This is a genomic window from Rhizobium atlanticum (assembly GCF_030182485.1).
Taxonomy (GTDB): domain Bacteria; phylum Pseudomonadota; class Alphaproteobacteria; order Rhizobiales; family Rhizobiaceae; genus Rhizobium.
Map to the genome: position 1 here is coordinate 1 of NZ_JAQJCJ010000002.1, position 17917 is coordinate 17917.

14 protein-coding genes and 2 pseudogenes are annotated in these 17917 nt (G+C 57.9%); 12 read left to right on the forward strand and 4 right to left on the reverse strand.

Features of this window, described 5'->3' with window-relative positions:
• From PH551_RS02415 to PH551_RS02430, 4 genes are all read left to right on the forward strand, one after another.
• Window positions 1–644: FAD-dependent oxidoreductase (locus tag PH551_RS02415; RefSeq protein ID WP_285191711.1), on the forward strand; the 644-nt coding region annotated here is incomplete at its 5' end.
• Between the two features lie 77 nt (window positions 645–721).
• Entirely contained in the window at window positions 722–1786 is a 1065-nt protein-coding gene (gene fba, locus PH551_RS02420) for a class II fructose-bisphosphate aldolase (RefSeq protein WP_285191712.1), read from the forward strand.
• 185 nt (window positions 1787–1971) lie between these two features.
• Window positions 1972–4491, forward strand: coding sequence for a methyl-accepting chemotaxis protein (locus PH551_RS02425; protein WP_285191713.1), 2520 nt, complete (start codon window positions 1972–1974; stop codon window positions 4489–4491).
• Between the two features lie 102 nt (window positions 4492–4593).
• A complete protein-coding gene (locus tag PH551_RS02430; protein ID WP_483315405.1) occupies window positions 4594–5214 on the forward strand; it encodes an HAD-IA family hydrolase in 621 nt (206 codons plus the stop codon).
• 422 nt (window positions 5215–5636) lie between these two features.
• Here the strand turns inward: PH551_RS02430 and PH551_RS02435 are convergent.
• Window positions 5637–6086, reverse strand: a pseudogene (locus PH551_RS02435) (aldehyde dehydrogenase family protein); the annotation flags it as partial.
• On the opposite strand from PH551_RS02435, the pseudogene PH551_RS02440 reads away from it, so the two are divergent.
• A pseudogene (locus PH551_RS02440) lies at window positions 6080–6268 on the forward strand (inositol monophosphatase family protein); the annotation flags it as partial. The pseudogenes PH551_RS02435 and PH551_RS02440 overlap by 7 nt on opposite strands.
• 485 nt (window positions 6269–6753) lie before the next feature.
• Here PH551_RS02440 and PH551_RS02445 read toward each other — a convergent pair.
• Window positions 6754–8046: a DUF3422 domain-containing protein gene (locus PH551_RS02445; RefSeq protein WP_285191716.1), complete on the reverse strand. Its 1293-nt coding sequence runs from the start codon at window positions 8044–8046 to the stop codon at window positions 6754–6756.
• 208 nt (window positions 8047–8254) lie between these two features.
• Here PH551_RS02445 and tkt point away from each other — a divergent pair, with 208 nt between their 5' ends.
• The 5 genes from tkt to derI are packed head-to-tail and all read left to right on the forward strand — an operon-like array spanning window position 8255 to window position 13616.
• A complete protein-coding gene (gene tkt / locus PH551_RS02450; RefSeq protein WP_285191717.1) occupies window positions 8255–10246 on the forward strand; it encodes a transketolase in 1992 nt (663 codons plus the stop codon).
• Window positions 10243–11265: a class 1 fructose-bisphosphatase gene (locus tag PH551_RS02455; protein WP_285191718.1), complete on the forward strand. Its 1023-nt coding sequence runs from the start codon at window positions 10243–10245 to the stop codon at window positions 11263–11265. The genes tkt and PH551_RS02455 overlap by 4 nt, the downstream gene beginning before the upstream one ends.
• A 6-nt stretch (window positions 11266–11271) precedes the next feature.
• Entirely contained in the window at window positions 11272–12321 is a 1050-nt protein-coding gene (gene fba, locus PH551_RS02460) for a class II fructose-bisphosphate aldolase (RefSeq protein ID WP_285191719.1), read from the forward strand.
• A 43-nt stretch (window positions 12322–12364) separates the two neighbouring features.
• A complete protein-coding gene (locus tag PH551_RS02465) occupies window positions 12365–13132 on the forward strand; it encodes a triose-phosphate isomerase (RefSeq protein ID WP_285191720.1) in 768 nt (255 codons plus the stop codon).
• A 10-nt stretch (window positions 13133–13142) separates the two neighbouring features.
• On the forward strand, window positions 13143–13616 hold the full coding sequence (derI, locus tag PH551_RS02470) for a D-erythrulose-4-phosphate isomerase (protein ID WP_285191721.1): 474 nt from the start codon (window positions 13143–13145) through the stop codon (window positions 13614–13616).
• Window positions 13617–13889: 273 nt separating this feature from the next.
• Here derI and PH551_RS02475 read toward each other — a convergent pair whose 3' ends face one another.
• On the reverse strand, window positions 13890–14591 hold the full coding sequence (locus tag PH551_RS02475) for a FadR/GntR family transcriptional regulator (protein WP_285191722.1): 702 nt from the start codon (window positions 14589–14591) through the stop codon (window positions 13890–13892).
• 101 nt (window positions 14592–14692) lie between these two features.
• Window positions 14693–15487, reverse strand: a complete 795-nt coding sequence (locus PH551_RS02480) for an SDR family NAD(P)-dependent oxidoreductase (RefSeq protein WP_285192118.1) — start codon at window positions 15485–15487, stop codon at window positions 14693–14695.
• Between the two features lie 175 nt (window positions 15488–15662).
• Between PH551_RS02480 and PH551_RS02485 the strand changes: the two genes are divergently transcribed.
• A complete protein-coding gene (locus PH551_RS02485; RefSeq protein WP_285191723.1) occupies window positions 15663–16988 on the forward strand; it encodes a four-carbon acid sugar kinase family protein in 1326 nt (441 codons plus the stop codon).
• Between the two features lie 11 nt (window positions 16989–16999).
• On the forward strand, window positions 17000–17887 hold the full coding sequence (locus PH551_RS02490; protein WP_285191724.1) for a beta-keto acid cleavage family enzyme: 888 nt from the start codon (window positions 17000–17002) through the stop codon (window positions 17885–17887).
• Window positions 17888–17917 lie beyond the last annotated feature (30 nt).

The following is a 17917-nucleotide window of genomic DNA, read 5'->3' on the forward strand; positions in this document are numbered from 1 at the left end:
CTGCAGACGGCAAGGTCCAGCAGATCACCGCCGACCGGATGATTTCGGCTGTCGGCGTTCAGGGCAATATCGAAAACCTCGGCCTGGAGGCGCTCGGCATCAAGACCGACCGCGGCTGCGTCGTCGCCGACGGTTACGGCAAGACCAATGTCGCGGGCATCTATGCGATCGGTGATGTCGCCGGCCCGCCGATGCTGGCCCACAAGGCCGAGCATGAGGGCGTCGTCTGCGTCGAAAAAATCGCCGGCCTGCCGAATGTTCATCCCACCGACAAGGGCAAGGTGCCGGGCTGCACCTACTGCAATCCGCAGGTCGCTTCCGTCGGTCTCACGGAAGCCAAGGCCAAGGAGCTGGGCCGCGACATCCGCGTCGGCCGCTTCTCCTTTGCGGCGAACGGCAAGGCGATCGCGCTCGGCGAAGATCAGGGCATGGTGAAGGTGATCTTCGACAAGAAGACCGGCGAACTGCTCGGCGCCCACATGGTCGGCGCCGAAGTTACCGAGCTCATCCAGGGCTTCGTCGTTGCCATGAACCTCGAAACGACCGAGGAAGAGCTGATGCATACGATCTTCCCGCATCCCACGGTTTCGGAAACCATGAAGGAAGCGGCGCTCGATGCCTATGGTCGTGTGCTGAATGCCTGAGGCAACTTAGGACTTGGCTTAATTGTTTTCGCGAAAAATATAGGCGGCGTTCGAGGAAAGCCGCGGGAGGGAGTTGGATGGCAAGGATAACCCTGAGACAGTTGCTGGACCACGCGGCGGAGGAAGGTTACGGCGTGCCCGCCTTCAATATCAACAATATGGAGCAGGCGCTCGCCATCATGGAGGCAGCGGATGCGGCTGATGCTCCTGTCATCATCCAAGCATCACGCGGCGCGCGCGCATATGCCCACGACATCATGCTGAAGCACATGATGGATGCAGTCGTCGAAATCTATCCGCACATCCCGGTTTGCGTGCATCTCGACCATGGCAACGACGCGGCAAGCTGCATGACGGCAATCCAGGCAGGTTTCACCTCGGTCATGATGGACGGCTCTTTGAAGGCGGATGCGAAGACACCTGCCGACTGGGAATATAATGTCGGCGTGACCAAGAGAGTGGCCGAGATGGCGCATCTCGGCGGCATTTCGGTCGAAGGTGAGCTTGGCGTACTTGGCTCTCTCGAGACCGGCATGGGTGAGGCCGAGGACGGCCACGGCGCAGAAGGAAAACTCTCACACGACCAATTGCTGACCGACCCGGACGAGGCAGTGAAGTTTGTGCGCGAAACACGGGTCGATGCGCTGGCGATCGCTATGGGGACCTCGCACGGCGCCTACAAGTTCACTCGCAAGCCCGATGGTTCGGTGCTGGCGATGAGCGTCATCGAAGAAATCCACCGCAAGCTGCCGAACACGCATCTCGTCATGCACGGGTCGTCGTCGGTCCCGATCGAGTTGCAGGAAATCATCAACAAATACGGCGGCCAGATAAGGCCCACCTGGGGTGTGCCGATCGAAGAGATCCAGCGCGGGATCAAGAATGGCGTGCGCAAGGTAAACATCGACACCGACGGCAGGATGGCGATGACCGGCCAGATCCGTCGAGTCTTGCAGGAAGATCCAGGCGAATTCGATCCCCGTAAATATTTGAAGCCGGCAATGACCGCGCTCACCAAGCTTTGCAAGGAACGCTTCGAGCAATTTGGCACCGCCGGCATGGCGGAACGCATTATGCCCCTTACCGCTCCGGCGATGGCAGAGCGATATGCGTCCGGCGCCCTCGATCCAGTTTTCTCCTAATTTCAGGGAGAACGTTTGTCTCTGTGAATTCCAATAGTTGATGAAGCGCGCCCTATTCTCGTATTCCGCTCGATAGCGTGAACATTTTGATCGCTCACTGGCAATATGTAAAACTGAAAGGTAAACTTAAGTAATTCATGCCAGGGTATCTCGGCTCGGAGAGAAAAATACCTTTGGGGGGCGAAATGGACAAAATTCTTGCGCGGTTCAGAATCCAGACGAAGGTCGTGATACTGGTTCTGCCGCTGTTGATCACTATCGCTGCAGTCGGCGCCACGGGACTTTATGCGACAAGGGTACTGGAAGCGCGATTGAACGTATCGAATGACGTGGTCCGGCTGCTCTCAGGGTTCAAAGGTGTTTATGCCGGCATTACGGCGTTTCTTCGCGAGCCCAACGATGAAACATTCACGCAAGCCTCCAGTATAACCGCAGCGCAGATCAGCGAAATCGACCGCGCCATCGGAGGAACTCCGGACGCCAAAGATGTTGTTGAATTGCGGAAGGCGCAGGAGGCTACGCGAACAATCCTGTCATACATAAGTGAAATATGGAGGATTCGGCAGGATCGGTCGCGGCTGACAGATAATATTTCCAGACAGCTGGACGCACTGAATTCACTGCAGCTGGAACTTGGGAAACACGCATTCAAGATCGTCGCGCAAGCTACGCAGCTGGAAAATAAACGAAAATCGAGGCTTTCCGAGACACTGGCCCTCCAATCGATTCTCAATGACTGCGAAGATCTCGAAATACAACTCCGGTCGAGGGAGGGTTGGTATTTTCGTTCAGAAGGAACAGCTGTACGAAAGGCCTTTGAAGATTTCGCACACAATCTGTCAAAATCGGATCGTCTTCTAAATTCATTCGCTGTGCGAGGCGGGTCCGGTATGGCCGACCGGATGATCGCGTTCCTCAAAGCAAACGGTGTCCAGGAAACGGCGAGCCAGCTTGAGGAGTCGGCTATCGCAAACGAGCTGGCCGGCTTATCAAAAAAATTGAGAGCGGCGAGCGTGGCAGCCGTCGATCAAGCCGCCGCCGATCTGGCTGGTCGAAACGGGGGGGCACTGGACGCCGACAAGGTGACGAAAAAGCTCCGGTCTATCGTGAGCAACAGCAGCGACGTGAAAATCACCTTTGCCAGTATTCTGGGTGAACCAATTGAGGATAATGTGAAGGCAGTGGAACGCGCCCTGTTCGTTTATAGGGGCGAGGTAAGCTTGCTGACGGAGTTGGTCTCGATCGATCCCTACTTCGGCGAGGTCCCAAATACGGTTACGGCGATCGCCGACGATTTACGGGAAAGTGCCGTCGGACTGGAAGCTAATCGAGCCGGTTCCGAGAAGCAGTATCGATCCGCGACCGACAAGATCAACGAGATCTGGGAATTAATGGACACATTTGCGGACGGTCAACGGCAAATGGCAGCGACTGAAAGGTCGCTGGCGAATTCAGTCTCGCTGACGTCGATGGCTGTTGGATTTTTCATCGCAATAGCATCAGGCACTGCACTCGTCATCACGCTCAAGCGGCCGATCGGCTCAATCACCGACATTATGCGCCGCCTGGCCGGCGGTTCGTTGGACATCGAGATTGAAGGAGACCGACGAAAAGATGAAATTGGTGAAATGGCGCGTGCACTTGCAGTGTTCAAGGAAAACGCAGCCCAGAAGATTGCCATACAGGCGCATACGGAAGATCTTCATCGAATGGCAGAGGCGGAGCGGGAGACAAATGAACGAGAACGAGCTCTGACCCAGAAAAACATCGAACGGGCGGTAACGTCACTTGCAAACGGTCTGAGAAATCTAGCGAGCAGAGACCTACGAAAAATGATCGATGTCTCTTTTGCTGGAGATCTTGATACGCTCAGACGAGACTTTAACAGCACCATCAGCGGCCTGAGCTCGACCATGCTCGACGTCCGGGCGACGTCAGCCGAAATTCATACCAATGGCCGGCTACTTGCAGAAGCCTCCGAAGAGCTTTCTCGGAGAAACGAACAGCAAGCAGGCTCGATTGAACAAACTGCGGCAGCAATCGAAGAGATCACCATAACTGTCGGGGAAGCGTCAAAGCGTGCATCAAGTGCCGCTGACATTGTACAGCGGGTCAAGCTGGAAGCAGATGGCTCACTTGTTATCGTAAGGAATGCCATCGGCGCAATGTCACGTATCAAGGAGGCATCCGATCGCATAACGAGTATCGTCACCGTCATCGATGGGATCGCGTTTCAGACAAATCTTCTGGCGCTAAATGCCGGTGTTGAGGCTGCTCGAGCTGGAGAAGCAGGAAAGGGGTTTGCTGTCGTCGCGCATGAAGTCAGAGAACTCGCCCAACGTGCCGCTTTGGCGGCGAAAGAAATCGGAGCGCTTATTCATCATTCGACGGGCGAGGTGGACGTCGGAGTGAAGTTTGTCGAGCAAACGGGCCACGCTTTGGACGATATTGCGCTGAAGATTGGCGACGTTTCGCGGGATGTCGACCAACTCGCCCTTTCAAGCCAAAGCCAGGCAAAGAGCCTCAGCGAGATCAATGACGCCGTCGGAACCATGGAAAGAGTGACTCAACTCAATGCTGCAATGGCTGAGGAGGCCGGCGCAGCGACCCGCCGGCTTGCGGAGCAAGTCGACGACCTCGTTCAGCTGGTAGATTCCTTTGCGTTGAATGAAATGCCAGTCGTTCAGACTGAAAGAGCAGCTTAGGGCCAAACTCCCCGCCTCGCCATCGCATAGCCCGTACCAGATAAGGATACCTACCCCTTGAAATTCGATCAAGACAAGCAATTCTCAGCCTTCCTTTTCGATATGGACGGCACGCTTCTTACTTCGATAGCAGCTGCCGAACGAGTTTGGGGTACGTGGGCGCAACGCCAAGGGCTGGATCCAATCGCGTTCTTGCCAACAATGCATGGCCAAAGAGCGATCGACACTATTCGTCGACTGGAACTCCCCGGCTTGGATCCGGAGATTGAAGCGGCAAACATCACCAATGCCGAGATCGAGGATGTTGAGGGCGTTGTCGCGATAGCAGGAGCCGCAGAGTTCCTAGCTGCGCTTCCCGATGATCGTTGGGCGATTGTCACATCGGCTTCAAAAAAACTCGCTCAGAGGCGACTTGAGGCAGCCGGGCTGGCCATACCTCGCGTTATCGTAACCGGGGACGACGTCGCGGTCGGTAAACCGGACCCTCAGTGTTTTCTTTTGGGAGCAAAGCGGCTGGGCGTTTCGGCTGCAGACTGTCTTATTTTTGAGGATGTTGAAGCTGGTGCCATCGCCGGACGCGCGGCAGGCGCGGACGTGATGCTCGTTACGGCCGCCGGTCATGGTCTTGATTTGCCCGACATACCAAAAATGGAAAATTACACCAACATCGTCCCCGTGATTTCGTCGGAAGGCCTGCTGTCGATCAATCCTATACACCCGTAAGAGTTTGGCACGACCGTGAAACTATCCGCCAAAACAGTTCCATAGTGCTCCCTTGATCAGCTAAGGGGGCTTGAACAGCGCCGACGTCAGACTCTTCTCCGGATTTCCGACCAAGATTGTGAGCATGTACGGTGCGCGAAAAGCGACCCAAAAGAATTAGGTCTCCCGCGCATCGCAGGTCTCCTTCGACCTTCGTCACTTGGATAAGCCGATATCGGACTAGGTCAGTCCACAGCCGTTTCGCTCGATTGGATAGTTCCTATGTCGCTGGCACAACGTGAGCTTTCGAGGCCGGTGCCCGCTTGTGGTCAAGGACAACATGAGACGCTTGGAGCGCCTCAAACTTCCGTTTTCGTGTCACCAAATCATGTCCTGGCATGAGGTGTTGTGATTCACCCATCAACACGGCAGCACGTATGATATCAAACAGACAGGCATACGTACTTGAGTTCCAGGAACTCTTCCATACCATATCGCGAACCTTCACGACCAAGGCCAGATGACTTTACCCCGCCAAAGGGTGCTTCGGCAGTAGAGATAAGCCCGGTGTTTACACCGACCATGCCGTATTCAAGCGCTTCGGCAACACGGAAGACGCGCGAAAAATCACGTGCGTAGAAGTAGGAAGCCAAACCAAATTCGGTGTTATTTGCCTGGCGAATAACATCGTCCTCATCAGTGAAACGAAAAAGCGGCGCGACAGGGCCGAACGTCTCTTCGTTTGCGAGCAGCATTCGACTGGTTACGTCCGCAAGCACGGTCGGTTGGAAGAAGTTCCCGCCGCGCTCGTGCCGACCGCCTCCCAGCATAACCCGGGCGCCCTTCGATCGGGCATCCGAGACATGTTCTTCGACCTTCTCAACGCCGGCTTGTTGGCTATTACGAGCCTCATATGCGTGCCTGGGATTGCATGGCCGGCTACTGCCTCGTCAGGGAGGCAGGTGGAACTCATCTAACCTTCCCGGCTGAAGGCGAAGCCTTGCTGCAGGGCCATCCAGTGCTGGCGAGCAACCAGACGGTCTATGCTGATCTGCTGGCAATCCATACCGGCTGAACATTGCAGCGCCCCATCGGGTGTCGAGGCCCCGGCGACGGCTCTTCCACTCCAGACGTATTCTCGGGGACCCTTGATTTTCATCAGGACGGAGCCGATCGCCTAAGTTTCTGTGTGCCGGTTGCCGAATATCTTTTACGCCACTGACACTGAAATAGCGGGGTCAATGGTTCTGGCATGGCGAGAGCTTCCCCGGGCGCACGGTCTGTTGCCGTTGTGTTCACATTCCGTGCGAAGAAGATCGCAAAATTCCCTATTGCCAAACACTAGCTATTTCCGGCGAGGGATCCCCGGTTCGATTCCGTTCAACTGCAAACGAAGGGTAACCGAACCCCCTAAACCCCACACTATAGCTCCCCAGGCACGAACCCTTTGCCCCGCCTGCTCGTGCGGCTGGCCGCGATACTCGACTGCAGTTTATCGAATAACTCGAAATTGTCGTCGCCTGCATTGTCTTTGGCGCGATCGGAGGCTCCGTCAGCGCCCTAGCTTTCGTTTTCTGTTTTCAGAGCATGCTTGACGCGGAGGATCGTGATCGCAACAGCTCCCACCACCACTGGAACAGCAACAAGCATGATCACGGGATCGAAATGATACCCGGCGTGGTCCGCAGTCTCATATATAAATTTCATCAAGCTCAGCAAATAGTAGCTTATCGCGATGATCGAAAAGCCTTCGACCGCGCGCTGGATTTTAACCTGTGTCGCAGCGCGATCAGCCATTGCCTGAATCTGCGTCGCGTTCTGGAACTCAATCTCGACCTGAATCCGCGTCTGCAGCAGGTCGAGCAGGTGCATCGTTGCTCGTGATAGGTGCTCAAGCCTCAAGGACGTTGCTTCGCAACTACGGACCGCCGGCTTGAATCGCCGCTCTACGAAGGTACCGAAACGTTGGAAGCCGGTCACATGGGTTTCCCGCAAGAGGGCTATCCTCTCTTCGACGATTTTGGCGTAGGCAGCGGTCGCTCCGAACCTGTTTCTGGTTTCGGCAGTGGCCGAAATGATATGCGACGATAGGACGGTGATCTCCTCAAGCAACTGCTTGTGCTGATGCGCAGGTGTTCTCAAGTTGCGATTGGTCAGCTGAACGAGTTCCGCATCGTAACTACCGAGAAGCGGGGCGAGACGTCGCGCCTCCGGCAGCGCAAGTAGCGCCATCGACCTATAAGTTTCGATCTCAAAGATACGGCGCACCATACGTCCCAGGCGATGCGCATTCAGATCCTTGTTGAAGAGGATGATCCTGCTTGAATTGTCCCCTCGAACGCGGAAGTCCGAGCAGACTTGGGCCGACCCACCACCGATCGACGAGGCGGCGGTATCGCCGAAATCGAAGGTTTTCAAAACCGGTCCCAGTTGGTCAGGAGGGTTGCCTAGGACAAGGATACTGGCGTGGCAAACAAGCCGAGGAGAGTTCAACCCCGCCAGCCGCGCAAAATCGTCTTCCGTGAGATCCGGTTCGGGCCAACGCTCGGGTTCAGACGCCAATTTTCGCACGCGTGTGATCGTCACGAACTCGGTATGCCGTTCGACTCGGACCGAAATCTCACCTTCGGCTTCGAGGCTGTCGTGGAACTCCTTGATCGTTCCATCTAACGGCATGAATGCAACGTGCTCGACGATTGCGGGACCGATAAAATAAATCGACGGACGAGCGTGAAGCTCGGAGTTGAAGTCTCCTGCCTGCCGGCCAAAAGCAGTTGAGCCAGAGGCACGTGGTGTGGGGGCAGACGTAGTCGTCGAAACCGCTTCTGCCGCGTGAGTTAAAGTCACGTCCATCTCCCCAATATCCGACCAAGACAGGAGCCGCCTCCCAAGCGTCGTGTGCCCCAGGTAAGGTATGACGTATGATCCATTGAGAGACAAGGTGTGGCACTAAGATGTTGCGGATCCTTACAAAATAACAGACATCATGTGTTTTTGTGGTTTACTATTGTGATTTTGCAAAAAGTTTGTCACATTAGGTTCAGTAAAAGGGGAGGAAGAGTTGACAGCAGTTTCGATCCGCGATCTCGCGAATGCCATTCGAGTCTTGTCGATCGACGGAGTGGAGGCGGCAAAATCCGGTCACCCCGGCATGCCGATGGGTATGGCTGATGCCGCGGCGGTCCTCTTCGGCAGGCACCTCAAATTCGACGCGAGTGAACCCGCGTGGCCGGACCGCGATCGGTTCGTCTTGTCGAATGGCCACGGCTCGATGCTGCTCTACAGCGTCCTTCACCTTACCGGATACAGAGATCTGCCCGTCGAGGAGATTCGCAATTTCCGCCAATGGGGCTCCAAAACGCCGGGCCACCCGGAATACGGCCACACAGCGGGCGTCGAGACGACAACGGGTCCGCTGGGACAGGGAATTGCGTCCGCTGTCGGAATGGCTATTGCGGAGCGGCGCTTGGCGGCTGAATTCGGCGCTGGACTTGTCGATCACCACACCTACGTCTTCTGCGGAGACGGATGCCTCATGGAAGGCGTCGGTCAGGAAGCCGCCTCGCTGGCGGGCCATCTTCAGCTAGGCAAGCTGGTCGTGCTCTACGACGACAACTCCATCACAATCGACGGCTCAACTGCCATCGCGTTTTCGGAGGATGTGCTCGCGAGATTCGATGCATACGGATGGCACACGCAACGCGTCGATGGTCATGACCCTGAAGCGATCGACGCAGCGATCTCGAACGCGAAAGCGGAAGCATCGCGACCGTCCCTTATCGCTTTGAAAACCATCATCGGATACGGCTCGCCCTCAAAGGCAGGAACCAGTTCGGTGCATGGCGCGCCGCTGGGCGCGAGCGAAGCCGCCGCGACAAAGGCAGTCTACGGTTGGACGGCAGATCCTTTCGAGATTCCCACTCAAATCCTGAAAACATGGCGCGAGATCGGTGGAAAGGGTGCTACGGCTCGCAAGGAGTGGGAAGCACAGCTCGACGCAGCCGAGGCAGACGTCAAAAGCGAATTTCAGCGTCGCACCACGGGCTCGTTGCCGCCGCAATACACGGACGCGGTGAGTGCTGCCAAGGCAAAGCTGCTCGACAAACCGCAATCGGTGGCCACGCGCAAGGCGAGCCAGATTGCACTGGAGGCGCTGACGGAGTTGATTCCCGAAATGATCGGCGGCTCGGCAGACCTTACCCACTCGAATCTGACCCGGGTTCCCGCCGTGGACAGCGATTTTACCGCCGCTGAAAGCGGACGTTATGTCAGCTATGGCGTGAGAGAATTCGCCATGGCCGCCGCGATGAACGGCATGGCGGTTCACGGCGGCTTCATACCGTATGGCGGCACCTTCCTGGTATTCTCGGACTACTGCCGCAATGCCATTCGCGTGGCAGCCCTGATGGGCGTCCGCTCCATCTTCGTGATGACCCATGACTCCATCGGTCTCGGCGAAGACGGCCCGACCCACCAGCCCGTCGAGCATCTCGCAAGTCTTAGGGCCATGCCAAACTTGCACGTGTTCCGGCCCGCGGACACGATCGAAACGCTCGAATGCTGGGATCTTGCGATAACCAGTAAGAACACCCCGTCCATTCTGGCGCTCTCGCGACAGAATGTTCCTCAGCTCCGCTCGGAGCGTGATGGCATCAATCGCTGCGCACGGGGAGCCTACGTGATGCGGGAAGCCAGTCGCGAGCGCGCCGTCACGCTCATTGCCACCGGAACGGAGGTCGCACTTGCGATCGAGGCCGCCGAGGAGTTGGAGGCGAGAAACATTCCAGCCTCGGTCGTGTCGATGCCGAGTTGGGACCTCTTCGAACGGCAGGCCAAGGACTACCGGAATGCGGTCCTGGGAGACGCACCACGCATCGCCGTGGAGGCGCTCTCGAAGTTCGGCTGGACCAGGTATGTCGACAGTGAAGACGACGTGATCGGGATGTCCGGCTTCGGCGCTTCCGCGCCGGCGGAGACATTGTACGAAAAGTTCGGGATCACTCGTGAGGCGATCGTCGCTCGCGCCGTCGCAAGGGTGAGGGGTGACGAATGAGCGCGCCGCTAACTCTCGCGAACGACCAAGCCCAAGTCCTGCATGGATCGGTTGATGCGTACCTTTCGACCTGGGCCGCTGAGGACACGGCCCGACAGGGCGTGGCGGCATTGATCAACGGTGTCTTGGATGCCGCATGTCTTTTGTCCGAGCGCATCGCGGCGGGTTCTCTCGAGGGCGATCCTGCGCGGCTGGTCGGAGCCAATTCCGACGGAGATGCGCAAAAGACCATCGACGTCTCGTCGCACGAATTGTTCCTCGAGATTCTGGAACGAGCAGGGGCTGCGCAGGTCTTGTCCGAGGAGGCCGACGCGCCGCTTCTGTTTAAGGGGCAGCGTTTCGCCGTCGCGATCGATCCGATCGACGGTTCAGGGAATGTCGGATTGGGCACACCCGTCGGGACGATCTTCTCGATCCTCCCACTTAGCGAAGGGGAAGACCCTTTTCTGCTCCCCGGAAAGCGACAGGTCGCCGCGGGTTATGTGTCCTTCGGCAATACGGTGGATCTGGGCTTCGCGGTAGGAGAGGGTGTCCTGCTGGCAACGATGCATCCGCAGACCGGCGAGTTCTTGATCGTGAGAAGGCAGGTCCAAATACCTCGCGACACTTCGGAGCTTGCATATAACGCCTCCAACCACCGCCACCTTCAACCTGGTCTGAGCTTGTATCTTCAGGATTGTTTGGCTGGCAAGGACGGAGCGCGTGGCCGCGATTTCAACATGCGCTGGCTCGGGTCCGCCGTCGGCGAGCTCCACCGGATCCTGCTCAGAGGTGGTGTATTTTTCTACGCCGCCGACAAGCGACCGGGGTACCAAAATGGGCGGCTTCGCCTGGTTTACGAGGCAAACCCCATCGCGTTCCTGATGGAGCAGGCTGGAGGGCTGGCGACGGATGGCACTTCAGCGATTTTGGACAAGGTCCCGACCTCCCACCACTGCCGCACGCCGCTGGTCTTCGGTTCGGCGACCGAGGTCGAATTGATCGCAAGCTATCTCAATTCCAATCCAACCAGCGAGTGAGATTTCATGGCCAAGATTACTCTTCGCCAACTGTTGGACGACGCTGCAGAACAAGGCTACGGCGTCCCGGCGTTCAACATCAACAATATGGAGCAGGCGCTCGCCATTATGGAAGCGGCAGATGACACGGATTCGCCTGTCATTCTGCAGGCGAGCCGTGGGGCGCGGGCCTATGTCAACGACATCATGCTCAAACACATGATGGATGCGGTGACGGAGATCTACCCGCATATTCCGGTGTGCGTCCATCTCGACCACGGGAATGAACCCAGCACCTGCGTCACTGCAATCCAACATGGCTTTACGTCAGTGATGATGGACGGGTCGATCCGCGCGGACGGAAAGACGCCGGCGGATTGGGACTATAACGTCAAGGTCACGAAAGACGTCAGCGATATCGCTCATTGGGCAGGCGTCTCGGTTGAAGGGGAGCTTGGTGTCCTAGGCTCGCTGGAGACCGGTATGGGCGAGGCCGAAGATGGTCACGGCGTTGAAGGCAAGCTGGATCCGCATCAGCTTCTGACCGATCCGGACGAGGCCGCGAAATTCGTCAAGGAGACGAAGGTGGACGCGCTTGCCGTCGCAATGGGAACGAGCCACGGCGCCTACAAATTCTCACGCAGGCCGGACGGCGATGTTCTCGCAATGGACGTAATCGAGGCGATCCACCGGAAGCTGCCGAACACGCATCTTGTCATGTATGGTTCTTCGAGCGTGCCGGAGGAGTTGCAGGAAATCTTCAATCAGTTCGGCGGCCGGATGAAGCCAACTTGGGGTGTGCCCCTCGAGGAAATCTTGCGGGGATTCCGACACGGCGTGCGAAAGGTCAACATCGACACGGATTGCCGTATGTCGATGACGGGCCAGGTACGCAGAGTGCTTGCCGAGGACCCGACAGAATTCGATCCTCGTAAGTATCTGAAGCCTGCAATGACGGCGCTGACAAAGCTTTGTCGCGAGAGATTCGAGGCCTTCGGAACGGCCGGGCGCGCAAGCTCGATCAACGTCATCCCACTTGCAGAAATGGCGAAGCGGTATCGCGCCGGGTCGCTATAGGTCCTGCAATCTCAACTGAAATGGAAACGCGGTGAAGCGGGACATGACCGAGAAGAAACGCATCTGGATTGGCACCAGCTGGAAGATGAACAAGGCGCTTGCCGACGCCGAGCAATTTGTGCGCGGTCTCAAGTCAGGCTCGACGGATCATCCACGCATCCAGCGCTTCGTCATTCCGGCTTTCACGGTTCTTCGCGAGGTCAAGGCGATGCTTGCAGAGACCTCCGTAAAGGTCGGCGCCCAGAATATGCATTGGGCCGAGCGGGGCGCGTGGACGGGCGAAGTCTCGCCGCTGATGCTGAAGGACTGCAAGCTTGATCTGGTCGAACTAGGCCACTCCGAGCGACGTGAACATTTTGGCGAGACTGACGAAACAGTGGCGTTGAAGACAGAGGCCGCCGTCCGGCACGGTTTCATTCCGCTGATCTGCATAGGCGAGACGTTGAGAGACCGCGACAGCGGAAACGCTTCGAAAATTCTGGCTACCCAGGTGCGTGGCGCGCTTTCGAAGTTGACCGCTGCGCAGAAGGAGGCGGAGATCCTCTTTGCCTATGAGCCCGTCTGGGCGATCGGTGAGACGGGCGTTCCGGCGACCGCTGACTACGCTGACGCGCGTCACGCCGAAATTATTGCGGTCGCCGAGGCGGCAATCGGCCGGAAAGTGCCCTGCCTGTATGGCGGCTCGGTCAACCCGCAAAATTGCGAAGAACTGATTTCGAGCCCGCATGTTGACGGGCTTTTCATAGGCCGTTCGGCATGGAACGTCGAGACCTACCTCGACATCCTTGGGAAATGCGCCGCCAAACTCTAAGGAGAAGGACATGAAGGTTGCCGTTGCAGGAGACAGCGCTGGCGAAGGTCTCGCCAAGGTTTTGGCCGAACACCTGAAAGGCCGCTTCGACGTTTATGAGGTATCAAGGACCGATTCGGGCCCCGATGCCTTTTATGCCAATCTGTCCGAACGCGTGGCCTCGGGCGTTCTCGATGGCACGTATGACAAGGCCATTCTCGTTTGTGGAACCGGAATTGGCGTCTGCATCGCAGCGAATAAGGTTCCCGGCATCCGGGCCGCTCTGACGCATGATACCTACTCCGCCGAGCGGGCTGCCCTGTCGAATAACGCGCAGATCATCACGATGGGTGCCCGTGTGATAGGATCGGAGCATGCCAAGGCGATCGCCGACATGTTCCTGGGTAAAACGTTCGATGAAGGTGGCCAATCTGCGGGCAATGTCAGGGCGATTGACAACCTGGACAACAAATATCATGCCAGCGCGCCGATTTCTCGCAGTTAGTCGATCGGCACGGCGTTTGGCTGTCCGCGAGGCGAGTGCGGCAGCTTCAACGCCGCCGCGAGTTCGGCCCCGTCGATCATGCTGACGATCGGGCCAACATCCCGCGCAACGCGATAGGGAAGGGTGGTTCTCTATGTCGCCGGCTGCCCATTCGATGCGCCTCTCATCGAGCGCCGCGGAGTTTAGGTGCCCGGGGCAGCACCCCGTGACGGCGGCAGTGCGGCCTGGGCGGAACGGCGGGACGCGCGACGCGCTGTCCTCCGGCTCAAGTCGTCATTTCAGCAACGACGTGCGAAAGTGTTCCATGTTTTCCTCGACGCTCTCGCGGCTAAGATCGCCGGTCTTCCTGTCGCGGATCATTTCGAACATGCGTTCATGCAGACCGACAGCACGCCACTTGCCGCTGACCTCGAGCGACTTCTGCACCCACGGCGCGACCATGGTCAGGACGAAGTCGGCGATCACCACGATCAATGGGTTGCCGGCGGCCTTGTATATGGCGCGGTGGAAATCGAGGTCGGCCTTGAGGAGGTCTTCAATCGCGGAGTTCGGATCATCGGATAGCCTTCTCAGGCGGTCGATGCACTCCCTCATGGTGGCGAGATCTTCGTCCGTGCGCCGCAACGAGGCGAGTTCCGAACAGTTGCGGTCGAAAATATACCGCAGCTCCATCAGCATTTCGGGTGTCGAACTCTGAAGGTAGAGCTGGAACATCGCGAGCGGCATCGCCGGAAGGCCTTCATCCTTGCGGATGTAGTTGCCGAATCCATGGCGCGTCTCCACGAGCCCCGACACCGCAAGGGTCTTGATCGCCTCTCTGATCGGCGTGCGGCTGATGCCGAGAAGCTGGGCCAGCTCCTTTTCATTGGGAAGTTTGTCACCGGGCCCAAGGTTTCCATTGGCAATTTCGCCCGTAATATAGTCGAGCGCTATGTCCAACCTGCTTGGGATTTTTTTGGGATCAACAGACAGCATTCCTGGTCACGCTCCATTCAGAATTGAGGAAGGTACGAGGTCATACCGCGTTTTGCGTTTTGCGACAAATGCCCAACGGTCGAGCTGGCCACTTATCGAGGCTACTCGCTGATTTGTCCCAGTCGCTTCGAGGCTTTCGGGTCGAACGGGAACATCAGGCCAGCGGCCAAGAATCCGCCATCGACGTTCAAGGTGTGCCCGGTGATGTAGGCAGCATCGTCGCTCGCCAGGAACACCGCGGCGTCGGCGATCTCCGAGGGCTCGCCGTAACGGCGTTGCGGAACAAGTCGATGATAGGCTTCGCGCGTTTCGACGGTATGCATGACCTTCGACACTTCGGTCAATATCGGACCGGGCGCAATGTTGTTCACATTGATGCCTGATTCCGCGAGTTCGACCGCCATCACCTTGGTGAGGAGCTCGACGCCTGCCTTTGAGGCACCATAAGCCGAACGGCCAACACCGCCCTTCTGACCGGAGAGTGAAGCAATGTTGATGATCCTCCCATAGCCTTTGGCCGCCATAATCCGCGCGAACGCCTGCGCCACGAGAAATGTCCCCGTCAGGTTGATCCGGACAACGCGCTCGAATTCCTCCCTTGAGCTTTCGAGGAACAGCGTGGTCGCCCCCACGCCGGCGTTGTTAACGAGAATCTCGACCGTGCCGAATCGGCCGAGCGTTTCCTTAACGATCGACTCGACATCTTCGTTGACCGAAATATCGGCTTGAACGGCGAGCGCGTGATCACCCAGCCGCGCCGCCGCCTCGTTGGCAACCTCCCGATCCCGGTCGACGATGACTACGTTCGCGCCTTCGCGAATGTAGGCTTCGGCGATCGCTAGTCCAATGCCTCGGCCTGCGCCGGTCACCACCGCGGTGCGTCCAGAGAGTCTCATTCTGTCCTCCATTTTCGAGATATAAGGTATGAGGTATAAGGTATGACCTTGACAGAGTTATGAGCCGCTTCTATTAGTATTGTCAAGAGTGGAGCACGGCCGAAGTACCGGAGGCAGATATCCTCGGCCGGGAGATTGGGAGAAACCGATGACATCAGCTGGTAGGCTCAAGGCCGTGTTTTACGGCGACGACTTCACGGGCTCGTCCGAAAATCTGGCGCAGTTCCGTCGGAGCGGTGTGAAGGGCAAGCTGTATCTGGCGCGTCCTTCCGTGGAGAAAGCGGCCGCGGATTCTCAATCCTATGACGTTCTTGGTTTCGCCGGCACCGCGCGGGCATTGTCGGGAGTTGAACTCGATGAGGAACTCAACAGCGCCTTTTCGATCATCCGCACCCTCGACAGTCCGTTCATTCAATACAAGATCTGCTCGACGTTCGACTCGTCGCCGACCGTTGGAAGCTACGGTGCCGTGCTGGAGCGCGCCGCGGTCCACTTCGGAAAAAGGGACGTTTCGGTCCTCGCTGCGACTCCGGACTTCGGGCGTTACACCTGTTTCGGAAATCATTTCGCGCGCTTCGCCGACAGGATCGAGCGGCTTGACCGTCACCCAAGCATGTCGTGCCATCCCAGGACGCCGATGCACGAGGCCGATTTGCGCATGCATCTGGCCGGGCAGACGGACAGGGAATTCATCAATGTCACGCTGCCCGTGATCCGCAACCGTTCAGCCATGGACGAGCGCGTGTTTAAGGCTTTTCAAGAGGGGGCAGGGGTCATTTTCGATGGCCTCGAAAACACTGATCTCGCTGCTGTCGCAGATTTGCTTTGGGCGCGGTATCCCAAGCTCCCTATGTTTGCGCTTGCAGCTCAAGGCCTTGCGCAACAACTTGGAGCGCTTTGGGCACGATTGGGGCTGCTAACTTCGTCCATGCCGGTGAAGACCGAAATCACCGGGGTCGAAAATCTCCTGGTGCTATCCGGCAGCTGCGCCCTCCAGACTGGACGCCAGATCGCGGCGGCGGAAGCTGCGGGCTGGAAGATGGTCCACCTGGATGTTTCGAAGATTGAGTCCGACGACCAGGCTGTGGCTGTTGCCCGGGAGGTCGCTCTAAGGGCGGTCGAAGGCCTTGATCGTGGCCGCCCCACAATCATCTACACGGCCCGCGGAGAGTCGGGCCGCGTGACCGGTGGCGATGTGCCGGCGGAACGCTTGGGAGCCATCTACTGCGACGTTGCTCGGGCCGTGCGCCGCGTCATTTCCTTGCCCCGCATCGTTTTCTCCGGCGGGGACAGTTCGAGCTACGCGGTACGGACAGTCGGAGCGGAAGCGCTCGAGATCGCAGTTTTCGATGAGGTTCAGAATTGCCACGTCTGCCGCCTTGAGGCGCCAGGGGACGCCGAGATCGATGGCCTCGAAGTCATGCTGAAGGGCGGACAGATCGGTGCCGATGACTTCTTCCTCCGCGCCAAGGCGGGCACTGTTGGTTCAGTAGCGGCATAAGGGATCGGGCGATGCAAAAGAAGATCATCCTCGAAGCTAGGGTCAACGAGTACGCTCCGCGTACCTCCAATCCAAATATCCCATACACCGCCGACGAGATCGTTGAGGCCGCCATTGCGGCTCGGAAGGCGGGAGCGGCGATCCTCCATTACCACGCGAGAACACCCGACGGAGGCGCGACGAACACAGTCGAAGCGAATGCCGAAGTCATCCGTCAAGTCAGGGGCGCAACCGATCTGCTGATCCTCCCCACTCTTGGCTTCATTTCGAATGACTCCGACGCCAAGAAGCGCATCGACACGGTTGCAACCCTGGCCTTAGACCCTGCCACGCGGCCCGACATCGCTCCGATCGATACCGGATCGGCCAATCTCGAACTTTGGGACGCCGAACAGCGCACCTTTGAAAATCCCGAGCGGCTCTATCTGAACACAACCGAAAGCCTCGCGCATTATGCGCGGGTCCTAGCCGAGAGAGGCGTGAAGCCGAAACTGGTCTCTTGGTCCGTTGGATTTACACGGCGCGCCGTTGCCATGATGGATGCCGGTCTCGTAAGGGGTCCTGCTTACTTTCTCCTCCACCTTACTGGAGGGCGGTACATCACCGGTCATCCCCCCACCGAGGCTGGTCTCATGGCGCATCTTGCATTCCTGCCAGACGACCGGCCCATCGAGTGGACGGTAAATTGCCTGGGAGGCAATCTACTGAACATCGCTCCTGCGATTTGCCGACTGGGCGGCCATATGGCGATTGGCATCGGCGATTACCCCTATCGTGAGTTCGGCACACCCACGAACGCAGAGATCATATCCCGTGCTGTGGAGGTCGCCCAGAAAGTTGGGCGCGATCCTGCCACACCGGACGAGGCGCGCGCGATCCTGGGATTGGAGAGCGCCTAGAGCCAGCGCGAATGCCGCGCGCTTACAGCG